General features: G+C 62.3%; 18 protein-coding genes and 1 riboswitch. Of the genes, 9 read left to right on the plus strand and 9 right to left on the minus strand.

From position 1 onward, the window contains the following. The first annotated feature begins 62 nt into the window (after positions 1-62). The 5 genes from B5P46_RS33330 (at position 63) to sugE (ending at position 4560) form a co-directional block, all read left to right on the plus strand. The gene (locus B5P46_RS33330; RefSeq protein ID WP_129422440.1) at positions 63-767 is read left to right on the plus strand and encodes a hypothetical protein; all 705 of its coding nucleotides are present in this window, start codon (positions 63-65) and stop codon (positions 765-767) included. A gap of 75 nt (positions 768-842) precedes the next feature. Next, on the plus strand, positions 843-2864 hold the full coding sequence (locus B5P46_RS33335; RefSeq protein WP_129422441.1) for an acetyl-CoA carboxylase biotin carboxylase subunit: 2022 nt from the start codon (positions 843-845) through the stop codon (positions 2862-2864). A gap of 105 nt (positions 2865-2969) precedes the next feature. Further along, complete coding sequence (locus B5P46_RS33340; protein WP_129422442.1) at positions 2970-3554, plus strand: GNAT family N-acetyltransferase; 585 nt, start codon at positions 2970-2972, stop codon at positions 3552-3554. Positions 3555-3564: 10 nt separating this feature from the next. Continuing rightward, complete coding sequence (locus B5P46_RS33345) at positions 3565-4032, plus strand: YaiI/YqxD family protein (RefSeq protein WP_128402576.1); 468 nt, start codon at positions 3565-3567, stop codon at positions 4030-4032. Between the two features lie 213 nt (positions 4033-4245). Beyond that, positions 4246-4560, plus strand: coding sequence for a quaternary ammonium compound efflux SMR transporter SugE (gene sugE, locus B5P46_RS33350; protein WP_003559670.1), 315 nt, complete (start codon positions 4246-4248; stop codon positions 4558-4560). 42 nt (positions 4561-4602) lie between these two features. On the opposite strand, the gene B5P46_RS33355 is transcribed toward sugE, so the two are convergent. The 7 genes from B5P46_RS33355 to crcB all read right to left on the minus strand — a co-directional run bounded on the left by B5P46_RS33355 (position 4603) and on the right by crcB (position 10152). Then, a complete protein-coding gene (locus B5P46_RS33355) occupies positions 4603-4995 on the minus strand; it encodes a DoxX family protein (protein WP_129422443.1) in 393 nt (130 codons plus the stop codon). A gap of 139 nt (positions 4996-5134) precedes the next feature. Then, the gene (locus B5P46_RS33360) at positions 5135-6667 is read right to left on the minus strand and encodes an acyl-CoA carboxylase subunit beta (RefSeq protein ID WP_129422444.1); all 1533 of its coding nucleotides are present in this window, start codon (positions 6665-6667) and stop codon (positions 5135-5137) included. A gap of 49 nt (positions 6668-6716) precedes the next feature. Further along, positions 6717-7175 (minus strand): hypothetical protein, encoded by a 459-nt coding sequence (locus B5P46_RS33365; protein ID WP_129422445.1) that lies wholly within the window; start codon positions 7173-7175, stop codon positions 6717-6719. 67 nt (positions 7176-7242) lie between these two features. Next, the gene (locus B5P46_RS33370) at positions 7243-8028 is read right to left on the minus strand and encodes an ATP12 family chaperone protein (RefSeq protein ID WP_129422446.1); all 786 of its coding nucleotides are present in this window, start codon (positions 8026-8028) and stop codon (positions 7243-7245) included. A gap of 9 nt (positions 8029-8037) precedes the next feature. Then, a complete protein-coding gene (locus B5P46_RS33375; protein WP_129422447.1) occupies positions 8038-8691 on the minus strand; it encodes an HAD-IA family hydrolase in 654 nt (217 codons plus the stop codon). Next, positions 8688-9680, minus strand: a complete 993-nt coding sequence (locus B5P46_RS33380) for an RluA family pseudouridine synthase (protein WP_129422448.1) — start codon at positions 9678-9680, stop codon at positions 8688-8690. Before B5P46_RS33380 ends, B5P46_RS33375 begins: the two co-directional genes overlap by 4 nt. Positions 9681-9774: 94 nt before the next feature. Next, positions 9775-10152 (minus strand): fluoride efflux transporter CrcB, encoded by a 378-nt coding sequence (crcB, locus tag B5P46_RS33385; protein ID WP_129422449.1) that lies wholly within the window; start codon positions 10150-10152, stop codon positions 9775-9777. 121 nt (positions 10153-10273) lie between these two features. On the opposite strand from crcB, the gene B5P46_RS33390 reads away from it, so the two are divergent. Next, on the plus strand, positions 10274-10540 hold the full coding sequence (locus B5P46_RS33390) for a hypothetical protein (protein WP_129422450.1): 267 nt from the start codon (positions 10274-10276) through the stop codon (positions 10538-10540). A 125-nt stretch (positions 10541-10665) separates the two neighbouring features. On the opposite strand, the gene B5P46_RS33395 is transcribed toward B5P46_RS33390, so the two are convergent. Together B5P46_RS33395 and B5P46_RS33400 are read right to left on the minus strand one after the other, a co-directional pair. Further along, positions 10666-11667, minus strand: coding sequence for a DUF1775 domain-containing protein (locus tag B5P46_RS33395; protein ID WP_129422451.1), 1002 nt, complete (start codon positions 11665-11667; stop codon positions 10666-10668). A gap of 73 nt (positions 11668-11740) precedes the next feature. Next, on the minus strand, positions 11741-12121 hold the full coding sequence (locus tag B5P46_RS33400; protein ID WP_129422452.1) for a hypothetical protein: 381 nt from the start codon (positions 12119-12121) through the stop codon (positions 11741-11743). A 155-nt stretch (positions 12122-12276) separates the two neighbouring features. Further along, a riboswitch (glycine riboswitch) is annotated at positions 12277-12369 on the plus strand. Between the two features lie 156 nt (positions 12370-12525). Here B5P46_RS33400 and gcvT point away from each other — a divergent pair. From gcvT to gcvP, 3 genes are read left to right on the plus strand one after another with little or no spacing between them, the layout of a single operon-like run. Further along, positions 12526-13662: a glycine cleavage system aminomethyltransferase GcvT gene (gcvT, locus tag B5P46_RS33405; protein WP_129422453.1), complete on the plus strand. Its 1137-nt coding sequence runs from the start codon at positions 12526-12528 to the stop codon at positions 13660-13662. Between the two features lie 23 nt (positions 13663-13685). After that, positions 13686-14048, plus strand: coding sequence for a glycine cleavage system protein GcvH (gene gcvH, locus B5P46_RS33410; protein WP_003539971.1), 363 nt, complete (start codon positions 13686-13688; stop codon positions 14046-14048). Further along, positions 14048-16912, plus strand: a complete 2865-nt coding sequence (gcvP, locus tag B5P46_RS33415; protein WP_129422454.1) for an aminomethyl-transferring glycine dehydrogenase — start codon at positions 14048-14050, stop codon at positions 16910-16912. Before gcvH ends, gcvP begins: the two co-directional genes overlap by 1 nt. The last annotated feature ends 39 nt before the right edge of the window (positions 16913-16951 follow it).

The raw sequence follows: 16951 nt of genomic DNA on the forward strand, positions 1-16951 counted from the left end.
GATCGTCAATTTGCAGGCGGTAAAACTGTCTCCGGTTTCATGATGAAGCCTGGAGTTAAAACATGAGCGAATTTCGTCTCGCTTTTCCGGCCTGTGTCGTGGCCGGCAAGCATCGGCTGACGGCCGAAGATATAATACTGCTGCGCAAACATAGTTTTCCGGAGGGTATCCGGACATCCGACGATGTCGTGGCGATGTTGGCGCTCAACAATTCCTGCCCTGAAAAATGTGCCGACTGGAACGCTTTCTTCGTGGAGCAGCTCGCCGGTTTCATCGTCCATTACACCTATCCGCAGGGCTCGCTGGATGAAATTAACGTCGCCTGGATCATGCGCATGTTCACGACCGATGGTGTCGTCAACTCGGCGCTGGAACTCGAGCTCATTCTCCACGTCATGGAGATTTCGGCCGATGTCCCAGTCGAGTTGAGAGCGCTCGCCCTCGATCAGCTTCGCCTGGCGATCACCGACAATATCGGTGGCTACAAGCTGTCGCGCGCCATCGATCGCCGGGGCATCACCCGCCAGGACATCGACTATGCGATGCGCATCTTCAGAAGCGTCGCCGAAGGCGGCACCATCCCGGTCTCGTCGGTCGAATACGGCGTTCTCCAGCAGATCGAGCAGGCAGCGCTGCGCGGCGCCAATCATCCGCAATGGGCGGGGATCATGGCTGCCGTCGAGCTGCGCGACTATGCCGAGCCGCGGCGCAGCCGCTGGCTGCGCATCGTCGACGAGGAACCCGTCGCAGAAGCTGCCGTCGCCTGACGCTCCGCAAGCCTGATTGTGCGTTCCGGTGTTTTGTGCGTAAAACTCCGGGATGCATTTCTGGGTGGAGTCTCGATGTTCAAGAAAATCCTGATCGCGAATCGCGGCGAAATCGCCTGCCGTGTGATCAAGACTGCGCGCCGCATGGGCATTTTGACCGTCGCGGTCTATTCGGATGCGGATCGGGACGCGCTGCATGTCGAGATGGCCGACGAGGCCGTTCATATCGGCCCGGCCGCGGCGTCGGAGAGTTATCTGGTTGCCGAAAAGATCATTGCCGCCTGCAAGGCAACCGGAGCCGAGGCTGTGCATCCCGGCTACGGCTTCCTGTCCGAACGCGCCTCCTTCTGCGCTGAACTGGAAAAGCAGGGCATCATCTTCATCGGCCCGAAGCCGAAAGCCATCATGGCGATGGGCGATAAGATCGAATCGAAGAAATTCGCCAATGCCGCCGGTGTCTCCACCGTGCCCGGCCATCTCGGCATCATCGAGGATGCCGCCCATGCGGAAGTGATATCAGGCGGGATCGGTTATCCCGTCATGATCAAGGCGTCGGCCGGCGGCGGCGGCAAGGGCATGCGCATTGCCTGGAACGAGGCGGAAGTGCGCGACGGCGTCGAGCGCGCCCGCTCGGAGGCGAAAAGCTCGTTCGGCGACGACCGCGTCTTCATCGAGAAGTTCGTGGTCGAGCCGCGCCATATCGAGATCCAGGTCCTGGCCGATGCGCATGGCAACGTCGTCTATCTCGGCGAGCGCGAATGCTCGATCCAGCGGCGGAACCAGAAGGTGGCGGAAGAGGCGCCGTCGCCCTTCCTCGACGAAGCGACCCGCAAGGCGATGGGCGAACAATCGGTGGCTCTGGCGAGAGCCGTCGATTACCAGAGCGCCGGCACCGTCGAATTCATCGTCGACCGCGACCGCAATTTCTATTTCCTCGAAATGAACACCCGCCTGCAGGTCGAGCATCCCGTGACCGAACTCATCACCGGCATCGACCTCGTCGAGCAGATGATCCGTGTCGCAGCGGGAGAGCTCCTTCCCTTTGCCCAAGAGGATATCAGGCTTGACGGCTGGGCGGTCGAGAGCCGGCTCTATGCCGAGGATCCCTATCGCAACTTCCTGCCCTCGATCGGCCGCCTGACGCGCTACCGGCCGCCGGCGGAAGGCAGGACCGGCAACGTCGTCGTCCGCAACGACACCGGCGTCTTCGAAGGCGCCGAGATCTCGATGTATTACGATCCGATGATCGCCAAGCTCTGCACCTGGGCGCCGACGCGGCTGGAAGCGATCGAGGCCATGGCCCAGGCGCTCGACGGCTTCGTCGTCGACGGCATCGAGCACAATGTTCCTTTCCTGTCGGCGCTGATGAAACATCCGCGCTGGCGCGAGGGACGGCTGTCGACCGGCTTCATCGCCGAGGAATATCCCGATGGTTTCGCGCCGATGAAACCGGACCCGGCGGAAGAGGCCGTGCTTGCCGGCATCGCCCTCTCCGCCTCGCTGATCGAGACCAACCGCCGCGAACGTTTCGCCGATCGTCTGCGCGCCGCAGCGGGCGCGTTACGCGAAGATTGGGTGGTCAAGATCGGCGACAACCACGTCGCGGCAAGATTGCTCGACGACCTCGTCACCATTCCCTTCGATATGGACATGACGATCGAGGGGGCGATAGAGGGCGTGAGCCAGAATGTTGTCACCGATTGGAGACCGGGCGACCCAGTCTGGAGCGGCAAGGTCGGCGGTCGCGACATCACCGCGCAGATTCGCCCCGTTCTGAACGGCTTGCGTATCGACTGGCAGGGACTTTCAGTGACGACCAAGGTCTTTTCGCCGCGTCATGCCGAGCTCGACAGGCTGATGCCGGTGAAACTGCCGCCCGATACTTCCAAGCTCCTGCTCTGCCCGATGCCCGGCCTCGTCGTCGCCATCGCAGTGGCCGAGGGCCAGGAGGTCAAGGCCGGTGAGACGCTTGCGATCGTTGAAGCGATGAAGATGGAAAACGTGCTGCGCGCCGACCGCGATCTGGTCGTCTCGAAGATCAATGCCGCGGCCGGCGAAAGCCTGGCCGTCGACGCCGTGATCATGGAATTTGCCTGAGAGATAAGCCAGGCGGCCGGCTTCACGTCAGCGGGGCTTGCCGACCATGCCGAGCTCAGCCCGACAAGCAGCTGGGTACCGACAAAATCAGCAGGGAGATATCAAATGGACGTCCGCGCCGCCGTTGCCGTTCAGGCAGGAAAACCACTGGAAGTGATGACCGTGCAGTTGGAGGAGCAGCGGGCCGGCGAAGTGCTGGTGGAGGTCAAGGCGACGGGGGCTGCTGCCACCTATAGGGTAGACCTCAGGAGTCTCGATGAACTTCCCGCGCGGGAGCTCTACGACCTCTTGAGAATGCGCGTCGATGTCTTCGTCGTCGAGCAGAACTGCCCCTACCCGGAACTTGACGGCAAGGATATCGATGCCTTACATCTGCGGCTGCTGGAAGGTGCCGAACTCCTGGGCGCGGCGCGAATCCTAAAACCGTATGAGCCACAGGATCCGTCGAAGATCGGCCGCGTTGTCGTCTCGCCTGATCATCGCGGCAAGCGGCTGGGCGATGTACTGATGAGCGAGGCGATTGCCGCTTGCGAGCGGCTTTATCCGGAAAATCCCATTGCCTTGTCGGCACAGGCCCATTTGCGCCGGTTCTATGAATCTTTCGGTTTCATCGCGGTGTCAAAGGAATATCTGCAAGACGGCATTCCCCATATCGATATGGTCCGCCAGCGGGCCACGCAACCGGCATGAGGATATTGCCATGATCTACGTCGACGCCGATGCCTGCCCGGTGAAGCCGGAAATCCTGAAGGTCGCGGAACGGCACGGCCTCGAGGTCACCTTCGTTGCCAATTCCGGCCTACGCCCCTCGCGCGATCCGATGATCCACAACGTCATCGTCTCCAACGCCTTCGACGCCGCCGACAACTGGATCGCCGAACGCGCCGGCGCGGGCGATGTCGTCGTCACCGCCGATGTGCCGCTCGCCGTGCGCTGTGTCGCGACCGGCGCCTTCGTCAGCGGCCCCACAGGGCGCGTCTTCGACGAGACCAATATCGGCATGGCGAGCGCCATGCGCGATCTCGGCGCGCATTTGCGCGAAACCGGCGAGAGCAAGGGCTACAACGCCGCCTTCAGCCCGAAGGACCGCTCACGCTTCCTCGAAACCTTCGATCGCCTCTGCCGCCGCGCCAAAAGCCTTGCCGCGGAGGCTGGCGGGCAGCCGTGATGCAGCAACTACGGGTGCTACAGCGTCCTTTGCACGTCTAAAAGACGCGCGGCGCTGTAGGCCGCAAGAAGCGGGTGGCATGGCAGCCATGCCGATTCCTACCTTGAAGTCGGCCGTTTCCTCACGCATATAGGCGTTATCGCAGACGACTGCGGCATCCTCTGGGATGCAACTGTCGCGGGGACGGCCTCGCTCTTGAACAAGGAGAGTCGCATGGCCTGGTTTCTGCTTTTTCTCGCCGGTCTTTTCGAATGTGGCTGGGCGATCGGCCTTAAATATACCGAGGGTTTCACACGGCCGCTGCCGACGGCGCTGACCGTCATATCCATGGTGGTCAGCATCGTGCTGCTCGGCCTGGCGGTGAAGCATCTGCCGATCGGCACCGCCTATGCGGTCTGGACCGGCATCGGCACGGTCGGCACGGTCTTTCTCGGCATCTGGCTGCTTGGCGATGAGGCAAGTGTCTCCCGCCTTGCCTGCATCACGCTGATCGTCGCCGGCATCGCCGGCCTCAAGCTTACCGCCTGATATGAGATCGAGGGGCGTCGCCGACGCCCCTCAGTGTATCGTTCAGGCTGTCTTGCGGTTATCGACGGCAAAAGCGCCAGGACCGGAGAAGAACAGATAGAGGAAGACGAAGCAGAACAGGATCGCGGCGTCGCCCTGGTTGACGGCCGGGAAGAAGCTGTTCGGGGCGTGCGCCATAAAATAGGCGACGGCCATTTGGCCTGCCAGCAGAAAGGCGACCGGACGCGTCAGCAGGCCGACGAGAATGAGGATGCCGCCGATCAGCTCGAGCAGGGCCGCGAACAGCATCAGCGGCGGCAGTGGGCCGGCCATCTGCGCAGCAGGGAAAGCGAAAAGCTTCATCGTGCCGTGTTCGATGAACAGCAGCGCGGTGATGATCCTGAGAGCAGCCAGCCCATAGGGCTGATAGGCGGAAAGACGGTCGAAAGTCGACATTTAAACCCCTCTTTAAAAAGATACAGCCGAGCGTTAGCCTGTCCTCCGCAAGGATTGAACACACGGATCGCTGACGGCCGTTCACTTTTTCGACAGCAGCTAAACACTTGAGCGCACAGTTTTATTCATGGGCCGGCTATCAAAGCGGAATGTTGTCGTGTTTCTTCCACGGATTGGCGAGATCCTTGTTGCGCAGCATCTTCAAACCGCGCGCCAGCCGCCGCCGGGTCGAATGCGGCATGATCACCTCGTCGACATAACCGCGCTCGGCGGCGACGAAGGGCGAGAGGAACCGGTCCTCGTACATTTTCGTATGCGCGGCAATCTTGTCAGGGTCGGCGATATCCTTGCGGAAGATGATCTCGACCGCGCCCTTGGCGCCCATCACGGCGATCTGCGCCGTCGGCCAGGCATAGTTGAGGTCGCCACGCAGATGCTTCGATGCCATCACGTCATAGGCGCCGCCGAAGGCCTTGCGGGTGATGACGGTGAGCTTCGGCACCGTCGCCTCGGCATAGGCGAAGAGCAGCTTGGCCCCGTGCTTGATGAGGCCGCCATATTCCTGCGCCGTACCCGGCAGGAAGCCCGGTACATCGACGAAGGTGACGATCGGAATGTTGAAGCAGTCGCAGAAGCGCACGAAGCGGGCCGCCTTGCGCGAGGCGTCGCTGTCGAGAACGCCGGCCAGCACCATCGGCTGGTTGGCAACAAAACCGACGGTCGAGCCTTCGACGCGGCCGAAGCCGCAGACGATGTTTTTGGCAAAGCTCGCCTGGATCTCGAAGAAATCCCCCTCGTCCGCCACCTTCCGGATCAGTTCCTTGATGTCGTAAGGCTTGTTGGAGCTCGCCGGCACCAGCGTATCGAGCGAGGCATCGACTTCTGTCACCGACTGGTAACATTCGATCTCCGGTAGCGGCGCCGTGTTCGAAAGCGGCAGGAAATCGATCAGCCGGCGCACCTGCAGCAGCGTTTCGACATCATTCTCATAGGCGCCGTCGGCAATCGACGAGCGCACCGTATGCACCACGGCGCCGCCGAGTTCTTCAGCCGTCACCGTCTCGTTGGTGACGGTTTTCACCACGTCCGGCCCGGTGACGAACATGTAGGAAGTATCACGCACCATGAAGATGAAATCGGTCATGGCAGGCGAATAGACGTCGCCGCCGGCGCAGGGACCCATGATCACCGAGATCTGCGGAATGACGCCGGAAGCGAGCACATTGCGCTGGAATACTTCGGCATAACCGCCGAGAGCCGCCACGCCCTCCTGGATACGGGCGCCGCCCGCATCATAGATGCCGACGATCGGCGCGCGGTTCTTCAGCGCCATGTCCTGCACTTTCATGATCTTCTCGGCATGCGCCTCAGACAGCGAGCCGCCGAAGACGGTGAAGTCCTTGGCGAAGACGAACACCGTGCGGCCATTGACCGTGCCCCAGCCGGTGACGACGCCGTCGCCGGCGATACGGCTCTTGTCCATGCCGAAATCGGTGGAGCGATGTTCGACGAACATGTCGAATTCCTCGAACGAGCCTTCGTCGAGGAAGAGATCGATGCGCTCGCGCGCCGTCAGCTTGCCGCGCTTGTGCTGAGCGTCGATGCGCGCCTCGCCGCCGCCGAGGCGGGCGACATCGCGGCGCCGTTCCAGTTCTTCGAGAATTTCCTTCATGCGATCTCCCTCGCCGCTGCGGCGGCAATCCGGCGGTTAGAGCGTCGCGCTATTGAGCGCGCCCGCTGAGTGAGAAAACCGAGCGTATCCTTGCGGCAGCGTCCTCAGCTAGGATCTCGTCTGCAAGCTTGGGATCGGCAGCGATACTGGTGACGTCGAAGGCGCTGACGGCGATGACCGAGCCGTCCTCGACCGAGGCCGCGTCGATGCTGATCTTGGCGACATTCCGGTCCTTCTGGAAGCCGAGGCCCTTCTGGACGGAAACCACGCGGATCGTCAGCACCACCCGCGGCAGCACTGTGTCGCGCACGGTGGCGTTGATCGCCGCGTTGACGCGGTCGTTGATGCCGGAAAGCAGCTCGGCCGGCATGTTCGGACCCGAGAGAACGACGGCACTGCGCACATCATAGACCGGGGCCGCCGGCTTGGTGGCCGAGAGGCTGCCGCAGGCCGTGAGCGCGACACAGACGAGTGTCGCCCGGCAAAAACACGACCTCAGCCAATTCATTGCAAAATCCCGCACCACCCCGTTGGAGTCGCAGACTTCGTCATAATGCATTGGAAGGCAATATGTTTCAGGCGCTTAGGGCGAAAAAAACATCCGCTGCGGCTTTGAACTCGGCAAAGCGCTTGGCCCGCCGCTGCTCGGCCTCCTCGTCATTGCCCCAATGCTCGATCGTCCAATCCTCGTCGAGGTGGGCAAGCGACCAAGCCTCCTCCAGCGTCACCCGGCCCTCGGCGAAGGCAAGCGCCAGGATTGCCGAGCCGGTCAGCGTGGTGACTGTGTGGAGGGCGGCAAGCGCCATCGGGCTATCATATCTCGCGAGCGTAACGGCGAAGGCGGCAATCGCCTCGCGCGGCTGTTCATGAGGCATCACTCCTTCGACGAGGATGAAGCGGGCGCCGAGATCGGTCGCCGCCCAGTCGATCACGGGATCCCAGTGCTCGGCCTGGCGCTCGACCAGCAGTTCCGGCTCTTCGGCGCGGTAGCAGATCAGGTCGCTGGATGAAAAACGCAATATATCCTCGAAGATCGCCTGCGCGTTGGCGGCAACGCCGTCGAGTGCGGTGTTGACCAGCCGGGTCACCGGCATGCTCACGGGATTGATCTCCTCGCCCTGCGCCTGCCATTCGGCGGCGACAAGCCGCGCCAGCGCTTCGGTTGGTACTGCGAGAACTTGGCGCGCCGGCGTGCGCACCATCTTGCCGTCGAGCGTGATCGCAAAACCACCCTCGTGCTCGGCAACCGAGACTTCGGTATAGAAGCGCTTCGGCAGCGGCTTCTTCATCTGGATCTGCGCACGGCGGATGGGATCGGGATGGCTCAGGCCTTCGGAAAGGTCGTTCAGCAGATCGCGCATGGGCTCACCTCAGGAAAAATGACGCAATATCTCGTTCGGATGGTAGGCGATCGCATCAGCGCCGTTGGCGATCAGCTCATCCACGCTGGCATAGCCCCAGGCAACGCCGATCGCCTTGGCCCCGGCAGCCTTTGCCATCTGCATATCGTAAACCGCATCGCCGATGACAATGGTGTTGGCAGCATTCATGCCGGTTTCGTCGCAGCATTCCGTCACCATGGCCGGATGCGGTTTGGAGGGGCAATCGTCGGCGGTGCGTGCGACGATGAAATGCGCGTCGAAACCATGTGTCTCCATCACCAGCTTGAGCCCGCGCCTGGATTTGCCCGTCACCGCGCCGATCAGCAGGTCATCGCGTCCGCTGATCGCGTCGATCATCTCGCGAATGCCGGGAAACAGCGGCTCCTTGTAGTCGAGATCCTGACGCACGATCGAGAACAGCGATTTGTAATGCGCCGTCATGTCGATGTCTTCCTGCTCCACATGCGGCTTGCCCTGCATGCGGGCGATCGCAATATCCAGAGACAGGCCGATAATGGCCTTGGTGTCTTCAAATCGCGGTTCCGGCTTGCCGAACTTGTCGAAGGTCCTGCGCATGGTTTCGTGGATCAGCGCGGCACTGTCCACCAGCGTGCCGTCGCAATCGAAAAGGGCAAGTTTCATTCGGCGTCCCTTTCAGCGCCGGCAAGGTCGAGACCGAGAAGGTTCCAGGTCTGCACCATATGCGCCGGCAGCGGCGCGCTGACGCGCAGGCGCCCGCCGGAGGGGTGCGGGATGTCGATGTGACGCGCGTGCAGATGCAGCTTCTTCTGAACGCCGCCTGGAAAATCCCAATTCGGATCGTCGTCGAAATATTTTGGATCGCCGATGATCGGGTGGCCGATATGCAGGGCATGGACGCGCAGCTGATGGGTACGGCCGGTATAGGGCTCCATCTCCAGCCATGCGAGGTTCTGTGCCGCCGTCTCCAGCACGCGGTAGAAGGAAATCGCATGGTCGGCGCCGTCCTCGCCGTGCTTGGCGATGCGCATGCGGTCACCGTCGGCGGTCGGCTCTTTGACGAGCCAGGTCGAGATCTTGTCCTCGTGCCTGCGTGGCACGCCCTTGACCAGCGCCCAGTAGGTCTTCTTGGTATCGCGCTCGCGAAAGGCCGCCGTCAGCTTCTGCGCCGCGCCGCGGGTGCGGGCGATGACGAGAACACCAGATGTGTCGCGGTCGAGACGGTGTACAAGCCGCGGCTTCTCGCCCTTCGGGCTGGTCCAGGCTTCCAGCATCTGGTCGATATGCCTGGCCACACCGGAACCGCCCTGCACCGCAAGGCCGGGTGGCTTGTTGAGCACGATCACCTTTTCGTCTTCGTGCAGCACCATGCGCGACAAGAGTTCGAAATCCGTCGAATGCTTGAGATCCTTGCCGGCGATCGGTCCGGATTTCAGCTTCGCATCGACATCCATCGGCGGCACGCGCACCGTTTGACCGGGCTGCACGCGCGCATCCGACTTGACACGTCCACCGTCGACGCGCACCTGACCGGAGCGCAGGAGCTTCTGCAGCGGGCCGAAGCCGAGCCCCGGAAAGTGCACCTTGAACCAGCGATCGAGCCGCATGCCGGCTTCGTCGGGTTCAACCTTGATATGTTCTATGCCAGCCATAAGAAATCTTTCGGAAATTGCAGCGCGGGCCAAGCCGGCGTTCTTGCCGCAGCCTTTAGAGCATTTTCACGCAAAACGGAAACCGGAAAAGAAATCAGGCCAAAGCGCGCATGACGGCAAGCCCGGCGATGACGGCCGCCATCGAAAATCCGACGCTCGCCGCGATGTAAATGCCGCCGGCGACAGCCTCGCCGCGTTCGAATAGCGAGATGGCATCCAGCGAGAAGGCAGAGAAGGTGGTGAAGCCGCCGAGGAAGCCGGTGATCAAGAGGAGGCGCAGCTCCACCGAGGCGTTGAATTTCCGCGCGATCAGCTCGGCGAAGACGCCGATGACGAAACAGCCGACGACATTGACGGCGAGCGTGCCCCAGGGAAATGCCGGACCCATGAGTCTCAGCGCCCACTGGCCGACATAATATCTGAGAAGAGAACCGATAGCGCCGCCGAAGGCGACGAGAAGAGCCTGGATCATCAGCCGGATTTATCGCAACTCCGCAGCGATTCCAATCGGGAGGAAATGAATTCTTACCATCCGGTAAAATGCCGATGATTTTTTTATAATGGCGCCAAGGTCGTACCGATACGCTGACGACATGACCCAGCTCCTGTCCATATCGGCGAGCACCGCCGCCATTGCCTTCGACTCGCTCCGAATACCGCAGCGTGTTGCGACGAGCACCGCCGCCCGCGATGCGCGCCGGATTGCCGACCGGCAGCTGAAGGCTGAAGGCACTGAGGAAATAGATGAGCCCTCCAGCATCATCCAGTCGACCGAAGTGGCACTCGACCTGATGGCCAAAGGCAACCGCCAGCCGCAGGCCGGCCTGAAACAGGCGCTGCGATCCTACGAAGACTTCTGAGGTCATCCTCGTCCAAACGAAAGCCCGCGACTGCGGCTGCAGTCGCGGGCCATTCTGTTTTAACGACAGCGCCGCGCGTCTTTTCAGACGCGCAAAGGACGCTGTAGCACTTTGAATCGCAGCTCTCATTTGCCCTGGGCGGAGAGTACCTGCAGGACCAGATCGACCTTGCCGGCCTTTTCGAAGGTCAGCGTCACCGGCACCGTATCGCCCTGCTTGAACGGCGTCTTCACCTTCTGGAACATCAGGTGCAGGCTGCCGGGCTCGAGCTTGACCGTCGCGCCGGCGGCGATGGCGATACCGTCCTTCAGCTGGCGCATCCGCATGACATTGTCCTTCGTCACCATCTCGTGGATCTGAACCTCGCCAGCTGCGGGCGAACTGACGGAGATCAGGCGATCATCCGCCTGGCCGTTATTCTTCACCGTGAAAAAGCCGCCGCCGACCGGCTGGCCGGGCAGCATTGCCTTGGCGAACCCGCCGGAGATTTCGAGATCGCCGGCCTTGACCGTTTCGCCGGCCGCTGCGGCAGCGCCCATGCCCGCCATACCAGACATGTCCATGTCGGCCATATCGTCATGATCGTGACCATGATCTTCGCCGGCAGCGACCTTCAACAGCGGCGCCGGGCTTTTCATCCCATGCGCGTCGCCGCCTTCCTTTGCCACCTGATCCCAGGCCGTGACGGTATCGCCGCACATCTGCGTCACCGGAAAGGCGAGCGAGGTGCCGGCTTCGACGCCTGATACCTTACCCTGGATGACGAAGGTGTCGTAGAAATCGTCGGAGAGATTGCCGTTCTTCCAGCGGATCTCGATCGCGCCCGTCTTCACCTTGTCGCCGTGATTGTCGTAGGTCTTCTGGTAGTCGCCCTTGATCACCTCGAGCTCCCAGCCGGCCTTCGGCTGCGGCTTGGCGAAGACGAAGCCTTCCGGCAGCTTGACCCGCACTTCCGTGGTCGCCTTGCCGTCGCAGCCATGCGGCACCTGCAGCGTGGCGAGAATCGTGCTGTCCTGCGTCGCCTCTCTGTCGAGGAATGTCACATGCGCCTCTGAGCCGGCAATGGCGGTTGCCGAAAGAAGGGCGGCAAGCCCTAGCGTTTTGCCAAATGTCTTGATGGTCTTCATCGGATATCTCCTCGCCGGCCGCGGTATTTTCTCGGGCGGACCGGCATGCTGAATCATAGGTGGTGGAGGAAGATCAGACGAGGATGGGAGGCGCGCGCGAATTCGGCCGCCAGACGGCGCTTGCGCCTGAAACGGCTGATGTTTCGATCGGCGAATTGATCAGCGAAGCGAGTTCGCGCTCGAGCCACGAGCCCGCATCTGGCGTCGGCAGGATAGTGGAGGCCGACAGCCGGCAGGCTTCGCAATTCGGTTTGAAGGCGACGGTCTTGCCGTCGGCATCCTTCACGGTGACGCAGATTGAGGCGAAGGTACCGTCGGGCAGCACATAGTCCGCGGCATCGTAGCCTTCGGAGGCGACAGCCTGCGGCGCCTGATGGGCAAGGCCAAGCAAAGCCAAGCTCAATGCGCAAAGCATGCGCAGAAAGAGCGTCGCTTTCAGTCCGGTCTGTCGCATGAGATCCCCTTCAACAGCATGTCGCGATAGCGGGTTTCCCCGCGAAATGCAAAAGCAGATTGCCGTAGATCAGGCTCAGCCGGCATATGGCGACAAAAAATTGTCCGGTGACGACATTTGGCCTTGCCAAGCGCTGCACCCGCCGGATAATTGCGCCAACCTTGTTGGGAGAAGCCGGTGCTTTCGCCACCGGTGCCGAAGGAGCAACCGCCCCGGAAACTCTCAGGCAAAAGGACCAGCAAGGGGCAGACGGAACTCTGGAGAGAAGCGTTCTCGAAACGCTCGCCGAAGGGATAACAATCTCAGGCAAAGGGACAGAGGGGGCTCAGGAGAGAAGTGCGCAGCCGCGCCTTCAGATTTGAGCCCGCGCCTTCGCGAGAAGGCGCAAACCCCGGAGGCGTCTTTTGGACGATACTGCTGCCCTGAAGAAAACCCCGCTGCATGCCCTGCATCTTTCGCTTGGCGCCCGCATGGTGCCGTTTGCGGGTTACGACATGCCGGTGCAATACCCCGCAGGCGTCATGAAGGAGCATCTTCATACCCGCACTGAGGCCGGCCTCTTCGATGTCTCCCACATGGGCCAGGTCATCGTGAAGGCGAAGTCGGGCAGCTACGAGGATGCGGCGCTGGCGCTTGAAAGCCTCGTGCCCGTCGACATCCTAGGCCTTGCCGAAGGCCGCCAGCGCTACGGCTTTTTCACCGACGACACCGGCTGCATTCTCGACGACCTGATGATCGCCCATCTCGACGACCACCTCTTCGTCGTCGTCAACGCCGCCTGCAAGGAAGCCGATCTCGCCCATCTGCAGGCCCATATCGGCGACCAGTGCGACATCACGCTTCTCGATCGCGCCCTGATCGCGCTGCAGGGGCCGCGTGCGGTTGCGGTTCTTGCCGAACTCTGGGCCGACGTCGCGGCGATGAAATTCATGGACGTGCGCCACTGCCGCCTGCACGACGTTTCCTGTCTTGTTTCCCGCTCCGGCTATAGCGGCGAGGACGGCTTCGAGATCTCGATCCCCATCGACAAGGCCGTGGATGTCACCATGCGGTTGCTCGAACATCCCGATGTCCAGGCGATCGGCCTTGGCGCCCGCGATTCGCTGCGCCTCGAAGCCGGCCTCTGCCTCTACGGCAACGATATCGACACGACCACCTCGCCGGTCGAGGCAGCGCTGGAATGGGCCATGCAGAAGGTAAGGCGTGGCGGTGGTGCGCGCGCCGGCGGCTTCCCGGGCTCCGGCCGCATCCTGTCCGAACTCGAAAACGGCGCCGCACGCCGCCGCGTCGGCCTGAAGCCGGAAGGCAAGGCGCCGGTGCGCGGCCATGCCAAACTCTATGCCGATGCAGAGGGCAAAGTCGAAATCGGCGAAGTCACCTCTGGCGGCTTCGGTCCCAGCGTCGAAGGCCCCGTCGCCATGGGTTATGTGCCGCTCTCCCATGCTGCGGCAGGCACGCTGGTCTATGCCGAGGTGCGCGGCAAATATCTGCCGATCACCGTCAGCGCCCTTCCCTTCGTCACCCCGACCTACAAACGCTAAACCTTTTCCAGAGAGGACGAACAATGCTGAAATTTACCGAAGAACATGAATGGCTGAAGATCGAAGGCGGCGTTGCGACGGTCGGCATCACGACTTATGCCGTCGAACAGCTCGGCGACCTGGTTTTCGTCGAACTGCCGGAAGTCGGCGCGACCTTCTCCAAGAACGGCAATGCCGCGACCGTTGAATCCGTCAAGGCTGCTTCCGATGTCTATTGTCCGCTGGATGGAGAGATCACCGAGGTCAATCCGGCCATCGTTGCAGATCCCTCACTGGTCAATTCCGATCCTCAGGGCGCCGGCTGGTTCTTCAAGCTGAAGCTGGCAAACGCTGCGGACGCCGATGGCCTGCTCGACGAGGCGGCCTACAAGGAGCTCACTGCGTAATGACGACGCCGACAGAATTCCAGTTCACCGACTATCAGCCCTACGATTTCGCCAATCGCCGCCATATCGGCCCCTCGCCGGCCGAGATGACCGATATGCTGAAGGTGATCGGCTATAACAGCCTCGATGGCCTGATCGACGCGACGCTGCCGCCCTCGATCCGCCAGAAGGCGCCGCTCGTCTGGGGTGCGCCGATGACCGAGCGCGAGGCGCTCGACAAGCTGCGCGAGACCGCCAACAAGAACAAGGTGCTGGTCTCGCTGATCGGCCAGGGTTACTACGGCACGATCACGCCGCCTGTCATCCAGCGCAACATCCTGGAAAACCCGGCCTGGTACACCGCCTATACGCCCTACCAGCCGGAGATCAGCCAGGGCCGCCTGGAAGCGCTCCTGAACTACCAGACGATGATCTGCGACCTCACCGGCCTCGACGTCGCCAACGCCTCGCTACTCGATGAGGCGACCGCCGCCGCCGAAGGCATGGCGATCGCCGAGCGCGTCGCCAAGTCGAAGGCGAAGGCCTTCTTCGTCGATGCCGACTGCCATCCGCAGACCATCGCCCTCATCCGCACCCGCGCCGAGCCGCTCGGCTGGAGCGTCATCGTCGGCAATCCTTTCACCGATCTCGATCCTGTCGACGTCTTTGGCGCGATCTTCCAGTATCCCGGCACGCACGGTCATGTGCATGATTTTACCGGCCTGATCTCCCGCCTGCATCAGACCGGCGCCATATCAATCGTCGCCGCCGATATCCTGGCACTGACGCTGCTGAAATCGCCCGGCGAAATGGGTGCCGATATCGCCGTCGGCTCCTCGCAACGCTTCGGCGTCCCGGTCGGCTACGGCGGCCCGCATGCGGCCTATATGTCGGTCAAGGATGCCATCAAACGCTCCATGCCTGGCCGCCTCGTCGGCGTTTCCGTCGATGCGCGCGGCAACCGCGCCTACCGCCTGTCGCTGCAGACCCGCGAACAGCATATCCGCCGCGAAAAGGCGACGTCGAACATCTGCACCGCCCAGGTGCTGCTGGCCGTCATGGCCTCGATGTATGCCGTCTTCCACGGCCCGAAGGGCATCAAGGCGATCGCCCAACAGGTGCACCAGAAGGCCGTGCTGATGGCCAAGGGCCTGGAAAAGCTCGGTTATAAGGTCGAACCCGAGACCTTCTTCGACACGATCACCGTCGATGTCGGCCACATGCAGGGTCTCATCCTGCGCGCCGCCGTCGCCGAAGGCGTCAATCTGCGCAAGGTCGGCGAAACCAAAATCGGCATGAGCCTCGACGAACGCACCCGGCCGGCGACGCTCGAAGCCGTCTGGCGCGCCTTCGGCGGCAATTTCACCATCGCCGATTTCGAGCCTTCCTACCGCCTGCCGAAGGGCCTGCTCCGCACCAGCGATTACCTCACCCATCCGATCTTTCACATGAACCGCGCCGAAAGCGAGATGACGCGTTACATCCGCCGGCTTTCCGACCGGGATCTGGCGCTCGACCGCTCGATGATCCCGCTCGGCTCCTGCACGATGAAACTCAATGCGACGGCGGAAATGCTGCCGATCACCTGGCCGGAGTTTTCCGACATCCATCCCTTCGTGCCGGCCGACCAGGCGCTCGGCTACCGCGAGATGATCGACGACCTGATCGAAAAGCTCTGCGCCGTCACCGGCTACGACGCCTTCTCCATGCAGCCGAATTCCGGCGCGCAGGGCGAATATGCCGGCCTGCTGACGATCCGCAACTATCATATCGCCAATGGCGACGGCCATCGCGACGTCTGCCTGATCCCGACCTCGGCGCACGGTACCAATCCGGCCTCGGCCCAGATGGTCGGCATGAAGGTCGTCGTCGTCAAGGTGCGCGAAAACGGCGATATCGATCTCGACGATTTCCGCGCCAAGGCTGAGCAGCATGCGGCAAACCTCTCCTGCTGCATGATCACCTACCCTTCGACGCACGGCGTCTTCGAGGAGACCGTCAAGGAAATCTGCGATCTGGTGCATGAGCATGGCGGCCAGGTCTATCTCGACGGCGCCAACATGAATGCCATGGTCGGCCTGTCCCGTCCCGGTGACATCGGCTCCGACGTTTCGCATCTCAACCTGCACAAGACCTTCTGCATTCCGCATGGCGGCGGCGGACCCGGCATGGGCCCGATCGGCGTCAAGGCGCATCTGGCTCCCTATCTGCCCGGCCATCCCGAAACCGACGGCCGCTCGGGTGCGGTCTCGGCCGCTGCCTTCGGCTCGGCCTCGATCCTGCCGATCTCCTGGAGCTATTGCCTGATGATGGGCGGCGAAGGCCTGACGCAGGCGACCAAGGTGGCGATCCTCAACGCCAACTATATCGCCACCCGGCTAAAGGGTGCTTATGACGTGCTCTACAAATCGGAGGCCGGCCGTGTCGCGCATGAATGCATCATCGACACCCGCCCGCTGGTCGACAGCTCCGGTGTCACCGTCGACGACGTCGCCAAGCGGCTGATCGACTGCGGCTTCCATGCGCCGACCATGAGCTGGCCGGTCGCAGGCACGCTGATGATCGAGCCGACGGAAAGCGAGACCAAGGCCGAACTCGACCGTTTCTGCGAGGCGATGCTGGCGATCCGCGAGGAAGCCCGCGCCATCGAGGATGGCCGGATGGACAAGGTGAACAACCCGCTGAAGAACGCCCCGCACACGGTGGAAGACCTCGTCGGCGAATGGGATCGCCCCTACTCGCGCGAACAAGCCTGCTTTCCGCCCGGGGCCTTCCGTGTCGACAAATACTGGTCCCCGGTCAACCGCGTCGATAATGTCTACGGCGACCGCAACCTGATCTGCACCTGCCCGCCGGTGGAAAGCTACGCGGAGGCGGCCGAGTAGCGGTCAAGCCTGATGCAGTAGCGAACGCTGGACAATCCA

This window comes from Rhizobium leguminosarum, assembly GCF_004123835.1.
Classification (GTDB): Bacteria; Pseudomonadota; Alphaproteobacteria; order Rhizobiales; family Rhizobiaceae; genus Rhizobium; species Rhizobium leguminosarum_M.